The organism is Acidovorax sp. LjRoot38, assembly GCF_964252975.1.
GTDB classification, from domain to species: Bacteria; Pseudomonadota; Gammaproteobacteria; order Burkholderiales; family Burkholderiaceae_C; genus Acidovorax; species Acidovorax facilis.
On sequence record NZ_CAXUPT020000003.1, the window covers coordinates 440,792 to 455,141 of the forward strand.

The 14,350-nt window shown below is 57.6% G+C and carries 13 protein-coding genes and 1 tRNA gene; 9 read left to right on the forward strand and 5 right to left on the reverse strand.

What is annotated here, in order from left to right:
* Positions 1 to 110: 110 nt before the first annotated feature.
* The 7 genes from ACSQ22_RS07145 (at position 111) to ACSQ22_RS07175 (ending at position 5,526) form a co-directional block, all read left to right on the forward strand.
* Complete coding sequence (locus ACSQ22_RS07145) at positions 111 to 995, forward strand: NAD(P)-dependent oxidoreductase (RefSeq protein ID WP_436129867.1); 885 nt, start codon at positions 111 to 113, stop codon at positions 993 to 995.
* Positions 996 to 1,079: 84 nt separating this feature from the next.
* A tRNA-Lys gene (locus ACSQ22_RS07150) sits at positions 1,080 to 1,155 on the forward strand.
* Between the two features lie 287 nt (positions 1,156 to 1,442).
* Positions 1,443 to 2,540: a tyrosine-type recombinase/integrase gene (locus ACSQ22_RS07155; protein ID WP_436129868.1), complete on the forward strand. Its 1,098-nt coding sequence runs from the start codon at positions 1,443 to 1,445 to the stop codon at positions 2,538 to 2,540.
* Positions 2,541 to 2,702: 162 nt separating this feature from the next.
* Entirely contained in the window at positions 2,703 to 3,035 is a 333-nt protein-coding gene (locus ACSQ22_RS07160) for a hypothetical protein (RefSeq protein WP_436129869.1), read from the forward strand.
* A 120-nt stretch (positions 3,036 to 3,155) separates the two neighbouring features.
* Positions 3,156 to 3,461, forward strand: coding sequence for a hypothetical protein (locus ACSQ22_RS07165; RefSeq protein ID WP_436129870.1), 306 nt, complete (start codon positions 3,156 to 3,158; stop codon positions 3,459 to 3,461).
* On the forward strand, positions 3,446 to 3,997 hold the full coding sequence (locus ACSQ22_RS07170) for a DNA-primase RepB domain-containing protein (protein WP_436129871.1): 552 nt from the start codon (positions 3,446 to 3,448) through the stop codon (positions 3,995 to 3,997). The genes ACSQ22_RS07165 and ACSQ22_RS07170 overlap by 16 nt, the downstream gene beginning before the upstream one ends.
* Positions 3,994 to 5,526 carry an AAA family ATPase gene (locus ACSQ22_RS07175; RefSeq protein ID WP_436129872.1) on the forward strand — a complete coding sequence of 511 codons (1,533 nt, stop codon included), beginning with the start codon at positions 3,994 to 3,996 and terminating at the stop codon, positions 5,524 to 5,526. The genes ACSQ22_RS07170 and ACSQ22_RS07175 overlap by 4 nt, the downstream gene beginning before the upstream one ends.
* A gap of 142 nt (positions 5,527 to 5,668) precedes the next feature.
* Here the strand turns inward: ACSQ22_RS07175 and ACSQ22_RS07180 are convergent, their stop codons facing one another.
* Positions 5,669 to 6,121, reverse strand: a complete 453-nt coding sequence (locus ACSQ22_RS07180) for a terminase small subunit (protein ID WP_436129873.1) — start codon at positions 6,119 to 6,121, stop codon at positions 5,669 to 5,671.
* Complete coding sequence (locus ACSQ22_RS07185) at positions 6,118 to 6,282, reverse strand: DUF4113 domain-containing protein (RefSeq protein ID WP_436129874.1); 165 nt, start codon at positions 6,280 to 6,282, stop codon at positions 6,118 to 6,120. The genes ACSQ22_RS07180 and ACSQ22_RS07185 overlap by 4 nt, the downstream gene beginning before the upstream one ends.
* A 279-nt stretch (positions 6,283 to 6,561) precedes the next feature.
* Here ACSQ22_RS07185 and ACSQ22_RS07190 point away from each other — a divergent pair, with 279 nt between their 5' ends.
* Together ACSQ22_RS07190 and ACSQ22_RS07195 are read left to right on the forward strand one after the other, a co-directional pair.
* Complete coding sequence (locus tag ACSQ22_RS07190; protein WP_436129875.1) at positions 6,562 to 7,026, forward strand: very short patch repair endonuclease; 465 nt, start codon at positions 6,562 to 6,564, stop codon at positions 7,024 to 7,026.
* A gap of 55 nt (positions 7,027 to 7,081) precedes the next feature.
* Entirely contained in the window at positions 7,082 to 8,641 is a 1,560-nt protein-coding gene (locus ACSQ22_RS07195) for a DNA cytosine methyltransferase (protein ID WP_436129876.1), read from the forward strand.
* Positions 8,642 to 8,663: 22 nt separating this feature from the next.
* Here ACSQ22_RS07195 and ACSQ22_RS07200 read toward each other — a convergent pair whose 3' ends face one another.
* Genes ACSQ22_RS07200 through ACSQ22_RS07210 form a run of 3 tightly spaced genes read right to left on the reverse strand, consistent with a single transcriptional unit; the run spans position 8,664 to position 14,343 of the window.
* Positions 8,664 to 10,724: an AIPR family protein gene (locus ACSQ22_RS07200; protein ID WP_436129877.1), complete on the reverse strand. Its 2,061-nt coding sequence runs from the start codon at positions 10,722 to 10,724 to the stop codon at positions 8,664 to 8,666.
* A complete protein-coding gene (locus ACSQ22_RS07205) occupies positions 10,725 to 11,669 on the reverse strand; it encodes a PD-(D/E)XK motif protein (protein ID WP_436129878.1) in 945 nt (314 codons plus the stop codon).
* Entirely contained in the window at positions 11,659 to 14,343 is a 2,685-nt protein-coding gene (locus ACSQ22_RS07210) for a Z1 domain-containing protein (protein ID WP_436129879.1), read from the reverse strand. Before ACSQ22_RS07210 ends, ACSQ22_RS07205 begins: the two co-directional genes overlap by 11 nt.
* Between the last annotated feature and the right edge of the window lie 7 nt (positions 14,344 to 14,350).

Here is a 14,350-nt window from a genome sequence, read left to right on the forward strand (position 1 = left end):
TGTGCGGCATCATCATTCCAATCTAGCCATGCTGCAAGCTCCGTGACAGGGTGATGCACCAAAAAGGCACATGATGCACACAGAGACAACGATCCCGGATGAATGACGCCATGACCACCTCCCCGCTTCGCATTGCAGTCCTGGGCATTGGCATGATGGGCCGCCCCATCGCACGCCGCCTCAAGGAAGCCGGCCATCAGGTCCAGGTGTGGAACCGTACCCGAGCCAAGGCGGAGCCCCTGACAGCGTTTGGCATCACCGTCCATGCCTCGCCCACCGAAGCGGTCCAGAACGCCGATGTGGTGATCAGCCTGCTGGAAAACGGCCCTGTCGTAGGACACGTCCTGTTCGAATCCGGAACGGCCAAGGCGATGCGCAAAGGAGCCCTCTTCATCGACATGGCCTCCATCCAGCCCCGCGAAGCACGGGACCACGCCGCCCGCCTGGGCGAGATGGGCCTGGCCCACCTGGATGCACCTGTATCAGGTGGGACGGTGGGAGCAGAAAACGGCACACTCGCCATCCTGGTGGGCGGGCGCCCTGAAGACTTTGCGCAGGCCCAGCCCGTGTTCGCCGCCTGCGGCCGCGCCACCCATGTGGGCCCGCACGGCGCGGGCCAGCTCACCAAGTTGGCCAACCAGATGATCGTGGGCATCACCATCGGCGCGGTGGCCGAGGCATTGCTGTTTGCAGCCAAGGGCGGCGCAGACATGGCCAAGGTGCGCGAAGCCATTCAGGGAGGTTTTGCCGACAGCCGCATCCTGCAACTGCATGGCCAGCGCATGGTGGAGCGTGACTTTGCCCCACGCGGCCGCATGGCCGTGCAGCTCAAGGACATGCGCAACGCCCTGGCGACGGCCGGCGAGATCGGCTTCGACGCGCCCATCACAGCCCTGTTCGAGACCCTCTATGCCGAAGGCGTAGATCATGGCTTGGGCGAACTGGACCACAGTGGTCTGTTTGTCGAACTCGCCAGCCGCAATGCCATGCAATAATTTTCTGGGTTGCTTGCCAAGCCACAAAAAACTAGTGCATAATTCGAGGCTCTGCAGCAATGCAGACAGATTTATAAAAAGTTTGGGTTCTTAGCTCAGTTGGTAGAGCAGCGGACTCTTAATCCGTAGGTCGAGTGTTCGAGTCACTCAGGACCCACCAAACAAAAGCCGCAAGGCACAAAGCGCCGACGCTATTATAAATATAGCGCCGGCGTTTTTGTTTGGTCCCATGGGACACTGGTGGGACACTTCTTACCAACTCAACACACGCATCTGCAAATCAGCACGAAACCGTGACTGGTAATATCCAGCCCGTGCAACAAGTAGCACAGCGATGAAGCCGATGGCCAGCCTGGCCGGGAGTGGAGCGACGCTGCTGGCACCGAAGCGCGTTCCCACGCCTGCGGTGCTGGCCATGCCAATCCACTTTCTTGAAGGGCATCGCTCATGGCTACCATTGAAGCCCGTCGCGCAGACGACGGCACCCTCTCCTATCGCGCCAAAGTCCGTCTGAAGGGCTACCCCATCGAGTGCGCCACCTTCCGGCGCAAGACCGACGCCACCAAGTGGGCACACAGCGTCGAAGTCGCCATGCGCGAAGGGCGCTACCTCAAAGCCGCCGCGGCCAAGAAGCACACGTTCGCTGACCTCGCAGATCGCTACGCGAAGGAAGTCCTGCCGGAGCGTCCGAAGAACGCCGCCAATACACTGCGCCACCTCAAGTACTGGAAGCAGACGCTGGGGCTGCTTGCCCTCGCGGACATCACCCCAGCGCTGCTGGTGCAGTACCGCAACGAACTGCTGGCAGAAACCACCCGCCGCAAGAAACCCCGCTCGAATGCCACCGTGGTGCGCTACTTGGCGACGATCTCCCATGCTTTCACCGTCGCCATGAAAGACTGGCAATGGGTCACCGACAACCCCGTCAGCAAGATTTCCAAACCGCGCCAGGCCCGCGGTCGGGAAAGGTTTCTCTCTGACGCAGAGCGTGAGCGCCTGCTCCAGGCCTGCCGCGCCTCGCCCAACCGCTATCTGCTGCCCGTAGTGGTGTTGGCGATCTCCACCGGCATGCGCCGTGGCGAGATCATGAACCTGCGCTGGACGGACATTGACCTGCGGCGCGGCACCATCCTGCTGACCGCCACGAAAAACGATACCTCCCGCTCCATTCCCCTCACTGGCCTGGCGCTCCTGCTGCTGGAAGACCTGGCCAAGGTGCGCAGGCTGGACACGCCTCTGGTGTTCTACGGCACCCTGCCGCACAAGCCCATGGACTTGAAAAAGCCTTGGGAGGCGGCCGTGCGTCAGGCGGAGCTGGAAAACTTCCGCTTCCACGACCTGCGGCACACCGCCGCCTCCTACTTGGCCATGAACGGAGCCACCACGATGGAGATCGCCGCCGTTCTCGGGCACAAGACGTTGCAGATGGTCAAGCGATACAGCCACCTCGCCAACAGCCACACGGCCGGCGTGGTGGCGTCTATGAACCGCAAAATTTTTGCACCCTCCCAAGGCGAAACACACACCACCGACAGGGTCAGTTAGCCACGACCTGCGGCGTGATCTGACAAGACTCTGCTACATTTCGGCCCGTGCAATAACTACGCACATGCGTTGAAGCCATTTGTCTCCGGCACGTGGTGGACCCAAGCTGCTTCGGTTTAACAACCGGGGTGACCCAAGTCCACCAACGTGAAGGAATGCCAAATGGCTTTTCTCTTTTCCGGTCCTGCTGCTGACCAGTCCCAGCCCAAGGCACGCCGCACCGCGCGCGTGCAGCAAGCTCCCCAAACCCACCCTACCCCCGCGCGATCCAGCGCACCACAGGTCAGCGCAGCGCCCACCCGGCTGATCCCGCTGACCGATTGGAATCTGCACCACGCGTGGCCGCCCATCGGTGGGCTGCGCCACCTCGTATTCTTCGAGAAGACCAACGGCTTTCACCAAGTGGTGCGCCGAGTCGGTCGCCGTGTGTTGATCGACGAGGCAGCCTTCTTCGCATGGGTTGACAGCAAGGGAGGTCACCATGCCTCTGTCTGATTTCTTGCTCCGTACGCGGGGCCACCTCCATCACCCAAACGTAACGTGCTGCATGCAAGTGGCTACCGCACACACCGTGTGCTGCATTCACCATTTCGTTCGCCAATGGGGAGGTGCCTGATGTTCACGTTCATGCATGTCATTTCCGCACGCGGCGGGACCGCCCTCACCGTCAAGCTGGACCTGAACCCCAGCGATGTCACCGCATGCGATGAAACCACGGGGAAGATGGTCGCAGAGGCGAAGAAAGCCAAACGCAAGTTTTGCGCCATACACCGTGAATACATCGGCACCACTTTGTTCACCTACGACCCAGCCAACCAGGCCCAGATCGAAGTGCAATTGCTGGCGATGCTCTCTGCTCACCACACCGAGGTAACTGTCAACGCTGAAGCAGGAGGCATCGAGTCATGGTCGAGCTGCTGAACCCCGACTTGGAGCAGGCCCGGCGTTTCCTGCAGGCGCTCGACCCCGCCGGAGTCTTCACCTTTCAGACCTTCCCGGAAAACAAAGAGTTGCGCGCGCTACCTGGCCGCATCTTGCACGGCGCTCTCGACGACAAAGCCGATGAGCTGGCACGATTACAGCAACAAGGTGCTGGCGTCTTCGTCATGGTGAACGAAGGCAATGGCGCTGGCCGTAAGAGCTCTGACGTCACGCGAGTACGCGCTCAATTTGTCGATCTCGACGGCTCACCGATAGGCCCGGCTCTGACGGCGGATGCACCGCCTCACATCGTCGTGGAATCCAGCCCTGGCAAGTGGCATGCCTACTGGCGTGTTAAAGGCGCTTCACTGGCTGATTTCAGAGACCGTCAACACGCTTTGGCCGACAAGTTCGGAGGCGATCGTTCCGTATGCGACCTTGCCCGCGTGATGCGCCTGCCAGGGTTCTGGCACCTCAAAGGCACCCCATTCCAAACCCGCCTTGTCTCGCCAACCGCAGAGGTAACTGCGCAATGAATTCAACCACCACACCCTTCTACACCTGGGCTGAACTGGCGCAAAAGCTGGGCCTCACCACCCAAGCTGCCAAACCACGTCGCACCCCGAAATCCCACGTAAGTGGCGCCATTGCAGGCACTACCCTTGCAGAACTCATGCAGCGCCAGTGTGTGGATGGCGAGCGAACCCAACATCTGACCCGGCTGATCGGCACGCTCCTGGCAACTCGCATCCCCGCTGGCAAAGCGCTCGAACAGTGCCATGTATGGAACGGGCAGAACCTCGAACCACTGGACGACGACAAGATCGACTCCACCTTCAGCTCCATCCTTGCCACCGATCAGCGCAATCACCCCGAGCGCTACCCCGGACTCCAGGTGGGGGAGCCTCTGTTTGATTTGAGCGCTGGCCGCATTGACCGCTACCTGGCAACTGATCCGCCGCCCCGTCGTTGGTTGCTCAAAGACCTGATCGTGCTCGGCAAGGTCGGCGCCATCGTCGCACCGGGTGGCAGCAGCAAGTCACAGTGGCTGCTGCAACTGGCCGTGGGCGTGGCCAGCAGCCTGCCTGTGGCGGAACGCTGGGAGATAGGCGAATCAGGCGGCGTGCTGGTGTTCTTTGCTGAAGACGACGAGGACGAAATTCACCGTCGCATAAAACGCATCATTGGCCAGTTCAAGTTGGCGGGTCACGCCACGCAGTTGGCGGGCATTGAAGAACGCCTGCATGTCTTCTCCACCATCGGACACGACACGCTTTTGACCAAGCGCGAAACCACGGGCGAGGTGTCCGCCACCTGCATCGTGCGCCGCATCGCTGCCCTGGCCGGTCAGATCGAGAACCTGAAACTGATCGTCATTGATCCGGCCTCCCGCTTTCGTGGCGGTGAAGAAAACAGCAACGAAGATGCCACCCGTTTCATCGAAGCCCTTGAAACCTTGGCCAAGCACACAGGCGCTACGGTGTTGATTGCACACCACACCAACAAAGGCAGTTACGGTGGTGACGGAGAGCCCGGCCAAGGGGCTTCACGGGGTGCATCAGCGCTGACCGATGGCCTGCGCTTGCAAATGAACCTCAGCCGCGCTTCTGACAAACAGCTCGGAGCCATTGGTGCATCCAAGGACCAAGCCTCTCGCTATCTCGCCGCAAAGGTGACCAAGACGAACTACTCGGCATATCCACCTCCGGTAATTCTTGAGCGACTGGATAACGGTTACTTGACTGCAGTCAGCGCCGCACAGGCACAGCAGCGTGCTGAAACCGCGGCCATCTTACGCATAGTGGCGGTGCTGATGCAGCAGCCAAAACCGATCACAGCGCGTCATCTGGAAGACCGTTTTGGAGGCATGACCGGCCAACTCAACATGCCCAAGCACGAGGTCCGCCGAATAGTGCAGATGGCCACCACGCGAGGGGTCCTAACTGGCGGAGAGCGCAAACCCCTCACGGTTACAGAAGTAGGCCATGCGATAGTCCCAGCAGCCCTCGCGGCGGCGGAGATAGCGAGCAAGCCTCATGAAAAACCAGTTCGCAAAAAAACTTAACAAAATCAATGACTTACGCGCGAGGAGCCAACATGAATGCGCCGCGAAAACACCAATAGAATCAACCACTTAGCGACGCGAGAAATACCTTATAAAGGACAAGGGCCACCTCCGGTGGCCCTTCTGTTGCCTGTCAGCGCACTCAATGCACCCCCTGAACGTCCGTCAGGTCAGCTGGCCTGGTCATTGCAAGAAGCTCTTCATCACTCATGGCCTCCATCCTCCGGCGCTCCTGCTGGCCGGCCACGTCCACATCGACCTTGACCCGGTCGGTATAGAACCCCATCAACTTCCCAATCTCCCGTAGCCCCGCCACCATCCCGGCGGGGTTCATCTGATCTCGTGCCATCTGCACGGCCTCCAGCAGCTGCGCCAGCACGGTTTCGCGCTCTACTGATAGGCGGGTGGCATCAGCCCTTTGGCGGGCCTCTATGGCACTGGAAATGGCTACATTCGTTAGCAATCGGTACGCTGCCACCCTGGCCCCGGCCGCACCGTAGCCCGCCCGTGTGGCAGCCTGGGTGCCATTCGCATCCACGAGGTATTCGTCGATGAACCGGGTCTGTTTGGCAGTCATGAGCTTGTTGGCAGTCATATCTGTATTTTAAGCAATTGCCTAAAAAATAGGCAATTCGAACTCGAAATCAACCCAGTTCGCACCTCCAGCACTTCCTCCCAGCAAGTGATGTAGTTCGGCGATTTCCGTGATTGAAGCATTTGGCATCCTTTATAGGCACCCTCGGTTGAGAGCTTCACCGTGCCCAACGCCTATATGGCTGGTTCAGCACATCCAGCGCCTGCATAAGGCGGTGATTGGTGATGGACCCTGATGCCAGCAGGTTACCCTTGGCGCTGCGTGGCAGGTGTGATTTCGCTGAGCATGACGCAACCGTGTCCCGACGACCTCAGACCGATACCTGGTACGATTGCTCGGCTGCGAGCGATACGCAGCCAAGTTGTGTGTGAATTCAAACTACGTCCTTGTTCAGAAAATTGGCCCGCATAGTTCCTGCTCAACATTGAAGTGAGGAAAGATTGACCGACATCGTTTCGCCGAGAAAACGCAGTGAGATGATGGCAGGCATCCGCGGGAAGAACACAAAGCCCGAGATGCGGGTCCGCAAGGCGCTTTTTGCAGAGGGGTATCGATATCGGCTGCATCGCAGAGATCTCCCCGGGACGCCGGACATAGTTTTTCCTGGACGGAAGGTGGCGATTTTCGTCAATGGCTGCTTCTGGCATGGGCATCTTGACTGCAATCTGGCGAAGGTTCCAAGCTCTCGCACGGATTTTTGGGTAGGGAAACTGGACCACAACAGGCAACGCGACAAGGCGGCAACTGAAGCCCTCACAACATTGGGATGGCGTGTCCTCGTGGTCTGGGAGTGCTTCATTCGAAGCTGCAAAGAGCAGCGCGAACTCGCACGTGCCCTGTCTAGCTGGCTCGACGATCCCACGCGGCAGGACGATTTGCGTTCAGTCGTAAAGGACATCATGTAACGGTCGCACGGCTGTCAACCCAATCCGAACAAGAATTACTAGCATTGCCATCTAAATGACATACAAGATCATCGACCTCTTCGCGGGACCAGGCGGACTTGGAGAAGGGTTCGCTGCATACAAAGACAAAGACAGAGCCAGATTCGAAATTGTTTTGTCTGCCGAAATGGAGGCAGGAGCTCATCAGACACTAACGCTGCGGAGTTTCTTTCGCCATATCCGTGGAGATCAAAAAGCACTGAACGCTTACTACCGCTTCTGTTCGATGGAAGGCGCCCCACACCCGGGCGAGTTGTTCCCGCTCGCATGGCATGCCGCACGATCGGAGGCGCATCAGCTGACACTGGGGAACCCAGAGCACAACAAGGTGTTGGAAGCGTTGCTAGACAAGGCAAAACTGAAAGATGATGAGACGGTACTGATCGGTGGCCCGCCTTGTCAGGCCTATTCCTTGGTGGGCCGATCACGCAACATGGGAAAGATGGACTATGTTGCAGAAGACGATCACCGACACTTTCTCTATAGGGAATACCTACGCATTCTTCATCTAACCAAGCCGGCCGTCTTCGTGATGGAAAACGTCAAAGGGATACTTTCCTCAAGGGTGGGCGGAAAGCTAGTCATCCACGACATCCTCCGAGACCTGACAGATCCTGGTCAGGCACTTGGTCAGACAAGTGGGGCTCGCTACACCATCCACTCTCTCGTGTCTCGCGTCAAGTTCGTGCCGGGGGATGATCCAAGCAAGGTGGATGCGAAGTCATTCATCATCGAGGCTGAAAAGTTCGGGATTCCGCAGGCAAGACATCGCGTGATTCTTTTGGGAGTTCGAGAGGATATCAACTACGACGGCCAGTGGCTTTTGGAGGAGTCAGGTGAGCTGCGGGTGATCGATGCAATCGGTGATCTACCGCCCCTGCGGAGCAAACTTAGCCGGGGTGACAGCGACAGCGCCTGGAGTGACACTGTCATCGCGCTGGCCCAAGCTCTGCATGTCGATGCCGCCAAAAAAAACATGAGCATACTTGCCTTGGAGCTCAAGGCGGGAGCACTCAGTCTAGGCAAGGCAATTGAAACTGGAGCGCTCCGGTACCGTTTTCCGAAGAATAACGGCGGCCTGACAAAGTTCGACAATTGGGTCAGAGACCCTCAGCTTGAGGTCTGGCTGAACCATGAATCCAGATCGCACATGCCCAGCGATCTGGCGCGTTACTTCTACACAGCCGTGTTCGGTCAGGTATACAAGCGGACACCCAAGGGCCATCAGGATTTCCCGCTGACCGGACTCGCCCCGGATCATGCAAATTGGGAATCTGGAAAATTCATCGACCGATTCCGGGTTCAGCGATTCGATGCCCCAAGTTCGACCGTAACCAGTCATATCGCCAAAGACGGGCACTACTTCATCCATCCCGATCCAGGCCAGTGCCGCAGCCTGACGGTCCGGGAAGCTGCCCGTCTCCAGACATTTCCGGACAACTACTTTTTCCAAGGAAATCGCACACAGCAGTACCACCAAGTGGGGAACGCAGTGCCGTCATTACTTGCTAACAAAATCGCTCACGTCGTACACAAAATTCTGACGGAACGTTCGCGGGCACCTTCGGCAGGTTAGCGTGAATCAACCCAAATTTTCATCAATTCTTGAAGCCCTCGACCAGCGCTTTTTTCTCTGCTGCGATTACCCTCTGACTCTGAGGACCGGTGGGTATTTTCCTACTGGTCATGCTGGCAGCCACACCGAGGAAGTCCATCTCACTAGGAGTCATGACCACCCCTTCGCTGGCCCACTTGTGCAGTTTCGACCAGTATGTCGCGCCTCTGCCTACAACATAAGTCTGAGCCTCAATGTCGTTCATAACCTTCTGCTCTCGTCGCGCTGCACGCTTTGCACCCTCTTTCTCATCTGCATCGATCAGGTCCTTATCAAGGTCACTTTCAAGCCGTACATCAACAGACTGCAGGAGATCGTCCCAGCATTTCTCACGCTTGCACCATTCGGTGACGTTTGCGACCCGGTACGCTTCAGCAGATGAAATGATCCTCGCCTGTACCTGCTTTGCAATGCCCAGCAAGACCTGATTGAGCGAGCTGGAGGTGGCCTGCTTGTTCCATATCTTCAGAAAGTCGATGTCTTGTTTGCGGCTCTTCAGCGCATGTGTCAGCAGTGCGATGGAGTAGGTCACAGTGTTGGCCCTGTAGCCCTGCGCGTACCAGACAGCGCTGCCGACCAAGCGTTCAAGCGTGCGGAAAGCGATGGTGGCACCGATGATGCCCTTGAACCATTCTTCACCGAATGCTGCGCCTTCCTCGCCCCAATGCCCTGTCACGTTCTCTGCGAAAAACTTGAAGTTCTTCTGTGCCCCCTGGCTGACCACATGCGGCATGCACATGATTGTGACGAGCACCTTGGCAATGTCGGTTTTCTGGATTAGCTGCTTTCGCGGATTCTGGACCTCGAACTCCTTCTTCTTCGCAGGAGTCATGTAGACGGAGGCATTGGCATATTGGCCTCTGGCCCGTTCGTAGAACCAATGAGTCATCTGCTGTGACCCCTCTGCTGCAGGAGCCCAGACGTTCCTAGAGAAGCTTTCTATGCGCCTGTGGAACGGATGGTTGGAGAAGAAGTCTGCATCACTGACCTTGTTCTGACTGTTCGCATACAGGGAGATCTTGGGAACGATCTCGTCCACAACGTCCGGCCGGACCACGGACAGTTTCATCTGCACTCTGACCTTGTCCAGGTTCTCAGCCTTGTCCCTCTTCATCACGTTGAAGATCGAGGCGGTTGTCTGACCGCCATTGACAATCTGCAGGTTTTCAAGCCGGTTCACCAGAACCTGGTTTCCATCCGGGTCGAACTCGGCCTTTGCAGCGGTCGCAGATATTCCATTGTTGTAGGCGAAGAACATCTGGGGTTCTTCGAGGATGGTCTTGCGTATTCCCTTGTTGACGCCCTTTGTGGCCTGCAGAAAGGTTCTGACGTTCTGCTCAAGAAGTCGCCCGCCGTACAGGTCGTAGATTTCAGCCAGCCAGTCTCCCGGTATCACGGTGAGGTAGGACTCAAGTTCTGCCCCTCCTGAGTTGGCCGGAAGACAGGGCAGTCCTTTGCCAAACATCTTCACAAAGTCGATGACGATTGGTTCCGGCTCGCCCGTTGACAGGAGTCGGCCGATCGCAACCAGATCCCAGACCCTGACTGCCCACTCCCTCTCGCCTTTCTTCTTTGTCGGCAGAGTCTTGACCGCGCTCGAAAGCTTGGCATCGGAAAGAATGTTGAGGCGGATGCGGACAACCGAATGTCCCATCTGTGCAAGCTGCCGGGCGAGGCTCCATACGCCGCTTCCAACGTCGACTTCTACGGAAAGATCTCCGTCTACCGCCCGCTCGAAGAAGGTTTCCGCACGTTTGAGGCAGGCATCCAGACTGGTTTTGGTCAGGCTCTGGATTTCAGGCTCACCGTGATATTCGACCTGGAACAGGTCGAGCGTGGCCTCATCTTCTGTGTAGGCATATCCATCAACCCTCATGCCCCTGTGCACGAAGAAGGCCGGTTCGAATCCTGGCACGGCTCCCGAGTCCACAAGTGCTTCTGCGACAACAGACGCAAAAGCTGTTTCGGAAAAATCGGACGTTGCAACTGATCTGGCAGAGACCTGCTGCTGCAGGTCTGCGAGGAATTCACCGTCTGTCATCATTCAGGCGCCGCTCCATGAAATGGTTGATTCAAACGGGGACATTGCGGCCAGCTGGATACTGTATGTCACTTCCTGGATGCCAGGCATCAGTGTCGATGGGATGATCCTGGGGAAGCCGTCAGTCACTGCGAATGCATCATTCTTCACCAGTGCGAACAATTGAGTCCGATATTCAGGCAAGTCCAGATATCCGAGGCTGACCAGCTTCTCTTCGAATTCTTCGGTTGCGGATGCAGATGCACCAAGGGCTGCTGTCAGTTCGTCGATCAGTACGCCCAGGCATTTCCCGCCAGCGGATACCTCGGACAAGTGATAGACACACAGGTACAGGTCCGTGCTGTCCACCCACAGTTGAGATGGTGACGAGATGCGAACAGACTGGGGTGATCCAACAAGATGTGACTTGATCTCGAAAACCTTGTTGTCCGCTGCAAAGTCCTGAGGAAATCCGGAAGGCCCCTTCCATGCCTGCACAGCGGCGGGACCGAACCTGGGCAGCAGTTCCTGCTGCAAGAAGCTGAGCTCAGCGAACAGGCCACGAATCTCATGTGCGTCGAGAAGACGAGGCCCACCTCTGGAGAGAAGACGTTGCCATTTCAGAAGTCGTGTGCACAAAAGCTCAATGCAGTCAGCATCGGACTGCGCACCGGATGTACAAGTAATCAGATCCTTGCAGAGCAAGCCAAAGAGGTCCACGTCCTGCGCTTTTGCAAGCATCAGATGCAACTCGTGCGTCTTGTCGATCCACAGGGCCCGTAACCCCTTGAGACGCGGGAGATCAGGATTCCAGCGGACAAGGGAGCCCAATTTGAGCACCAGCATCAGCTGGCTTTCAGCATTTACCGCGTAGTAAAAATCGAACGGATGGTCTGGGTCTGCCCGTCTTGCACTCAGTGCGCCGAGCTGAGGTGTTGCCAGACCGTGCCACGGGCTTTCAGTCTTCATCCGCATCTTCCTCCGGGGTCCCATAGTTCTCTGCCCACCATGTGGTGTTCACGACGTACGTCACTTCAGTGGTTTCGTAGCCAGACTCGGGGAAGGCGATTCCCCATGCAACCACACTGGGTGCCGCCGGAGGGTTGACCTTCTCCTTGTCCTTCTCCTTGTCCCAGACATCGAGCACATGCAGCATGAGTAATGGTCGTGTGCGGTGCTTGATGTAACGCCTGTCAGGTATGTCGCTGGTCTTATCCCATGACTTCTCGGCTCCGTTTATCTCCTCACTGCTCATGCCTGCCTTGACCTGCCCGCGACCACCCACTCTGAGTGCCTTGCCACTCACTGCGATGTAGTCGACACCAGCTGGGCTGCGCTTCCAGAGGGACGAGCGAGCTTGGGCGGCGGGCTTGCACGCTCCAAACGATGTTGTTCCGCTCTCATTGGTTGACGGACTAAAAAGACAGATGTCCCATCGCGCCAGCTCGTCTGACTCGCGCATCTTGATGTAGTCGTTGACCGGATTGGCCTGGGTGAGCAATGCAACGTCGTCATGGTTCTGAAATCTTGCGACAAAGTTGCGTACGAGCGGGGCAACTGCAATGTCTTTCCATAGATAACCGAACTCTTTTGCGTGGTCAGGCTTGGAAAGTTCTGTGAGAGAGGTCAGCAGATCACTCAGGACTTCTCTGTTTGCGGCAATTGCATCCGTACGCAGACGTGTCGTTTCGATCAGTTCTCCGGCTAGGGAAACGGAGTGGTTGACCTTTTGTCCGGACCGCATCTTGTTCCTGGCTGTCACGATCAGAGATTCGGGGTGGGCTCGAACCTTCAGGCCGAAGTCGACCGGGCGGGCGCCAGCTCTTTCCATGCGGGTGAACTCGTCACGCAGTTCATCAATGGCGTCCGAGATGTGGGCATACCAGTCGATGGCTTCTTCTGTCATGAAGATTCGGCAGACATCCGCGTAGCCATCGCGATATCCGAACCACCGACCCATCTGCAGAAGGGTGTCGTACATCATGGAGTTGCGAAGGAAGTAGCTGACGGTCAGTCCCTCCAGGGTGAAGCCACGCGAAAGCGCAAACCCGCCGATAGCGATGACATGCAGGCCTTCGTTCTTGTATCGCCTGTAGTCCAGCTTGTCAGGTGACTTGCTGTTCACCTTTCTCACTTCGATCGGCCCTGCCGCGCGCACGAGCGCCGCCTGTACATCTCGCCAGGTCTCTGGTACCTGCCCCTCATACTGGTTTCTCCAGGCCTCGTGCAGCCTGTTCATCTCGGGGTCTCGGAGCGCATCCTCCGCGGGAAGTCCTGCGTGTCCCGTGCAAGCAGCGCGGATGGTGCTCATCAGGTCAGAGACCAGTCCGGTGAGTTTGGTCTGAACCTCGTTGAACCGTGATGCATTGACCAGCATCGATGAATGGCTCTTGTCCTGACCTCGCAACACCCGGATTGCGCGTGCCAGCACAAAGGTGCGAACGGCTTCCTTGAGGCTTTCCGGGATCTGTGTCAGGGGATGCGAGATCTTGTGTTTTTCCGGCAGCAGATCGACATGGTCGTCTACCGTGGTCAAGGTGCCGTGCAGGTCACCGGAGTCGGGAAAAATCCGGGACGCGCCGACATAGTTGGTCGGCGCATCGAGCGAAATGATGAAATCCCTCGGGAAGAGGTCTTCACGCTCCATCGCATCCCGGCTGTCCGGGTCGATGAAGATGTTGGCAAACGGGGTGGCTGTGTACCCTAGATAGACATTCCGGTCGAAGGAGTCGAGAAGCTTGCGAATGCGGTCGTTGATGGCAGACGGGGAGTCGTCGTTCTTGGACACATTGACTGAAGCGTTGTCTGCCTCGTCATCGATCAGCAGCATCGGAACGCTACTGATGCGGGCTCCAGCTTGCCTGTTACGGATCTCCAGCCAGTCGATCAGGTTGGCGAGGGTTCGCGAGTTCTTCTTCATGACGAGCACCAGCGGCTCGCTGAGCGACTGCAAGGAAACACCCAGATCTCGCGTGGTGGACCTGAAGTCGTCGGCGCGTGTGGTCAGGCAGATGGGCTGCCTCTCAAGGCCGTACAGACCGACACCAATCGCCGAATCTCTGCCGTTGGTTGCTTCCGAGCTCCGGCCAGTGAACCCCTCTTCGATCCGCTCCTGAGTCTGAACACGCAGATCCTCCTGGATGCCTGTGAGAATCACGATGAACTTGTAGCCGTAATCGGCTGCCTTGCTGATGACGCCTGTGTAGTTAGCCGTTTTGCCAGATTGCACATGACCGACCACCAAGCCTCTGCGTGCCCAGCGACCAGGTTTCTCTGGGTCCTGCATTAGGCCAACGATCTTGTCCGTGTCCTTGTCAAGAACGCCCAAGACGGCCGAACCGAATCCCCGGTTTCCGAGATGTTTGCGGTACCGGTCGTAGTAGTACGGGGTCAGACTTGCTCGCCTGCCAGGAAGCCACTCCTCGAACTCCACCTGAATCGTCGATGCGTCGCTCATGCTGATCGAAAGGCGCGCCTCGATCTGGCGGGCAGCTTCCTCGATCTGGCCATCGTTGATGGCTGCCGAGAGGCCAGGATAGAGAGGCAACACGGTCCTCAAGACCAGTCTTACCTGCTCCGGAGTGCGGGCGGGCATGTTCGAGAGGATGCCGATGGCGTTGTTCTGAAGATCTTGAAGCGACATTTTTCTC

Bases quoted from the DNA above. Each gene is read 5' to 3' on its own strand.
- ACSQ22_RS07145 (WP_436129867.1), top strand. From the start codon at position 111: ATGACCACCTCCCCGCTTCGCATTGCAGTCCTGGGCATTGGCATGATG.
- ACSQ22_RS07155 (WP_436129868.1), top strand. From the start codon at position 1,443: ATGGCTACCATTGAAGCCCGTCGCGCAGACGACGGCACCCTCTCCTAT.
- ACSQ22_RS07160 (WP_436129869.1), top strand. From the start codon at position 2,703: ATGGCTTTTCTCTTTTCCGGTCCTGCTGCTGACCAGTCCCAGCCCAAG.
- ACSQ22_RS07165 (WP_436129870.1), top strand. From the start codon at position 3,156: ATGTTCACGTTCATGCATGTCATTTCCGCACGCGGCGGGACCGCCCTC.
- ACSQ22_RS07170 (WP_436129871.1), top strand. From the start codon at position 3,446: ATGGTCGAGCTGCTGAACCCCGACTTGGAGCAGGCCCGGCGTTTCCTG.
- ACSQ22_RS07175 (WP_436129872.1), top strand. From the start codon at position 3,994: ATGAATTCAACCACCACACCCTTCTACACCTGGGCTGAACTGGCGCAA.
- ACSQ22_RS07180 (WP_436129873.1), bottom strand. From the start codon at position 6,121: ATGACTGCCAACAAGCTCATGACTGCCAAACAGACCCGGTTCATCGAC.
- ACSQ22_RS07195 (WP_436129876.1), top strand. From the start codon at position 7,082: ATGACATACAAGATCATCGACCTCTTCGCGGGACCAGGCGGACTTGGA.
- ACSQ22_RS07200 (WP_436129877.1), bottom strand. From the start codon at position 10,724: ATGATGACAGACGGTGAATTCCTCGCAGACCTGCAGCAGCAGGTCTCT.
- ACSQ22_RS07205 (WP_436129878.1), bottom strand. From the start codon at position 11,669: ATGAAGACTGAAAGCCCGTGGCACGGTCTGGCAACACCTCAGCTCGGC.
- ACSQ22_RS07210 (WP_436129879.1), bottom strand. From the start codon at position 14,343: ATGTCGCTTCAAGATCTTCAGAACAACGCCATCGGCATCCTCTCGAAC.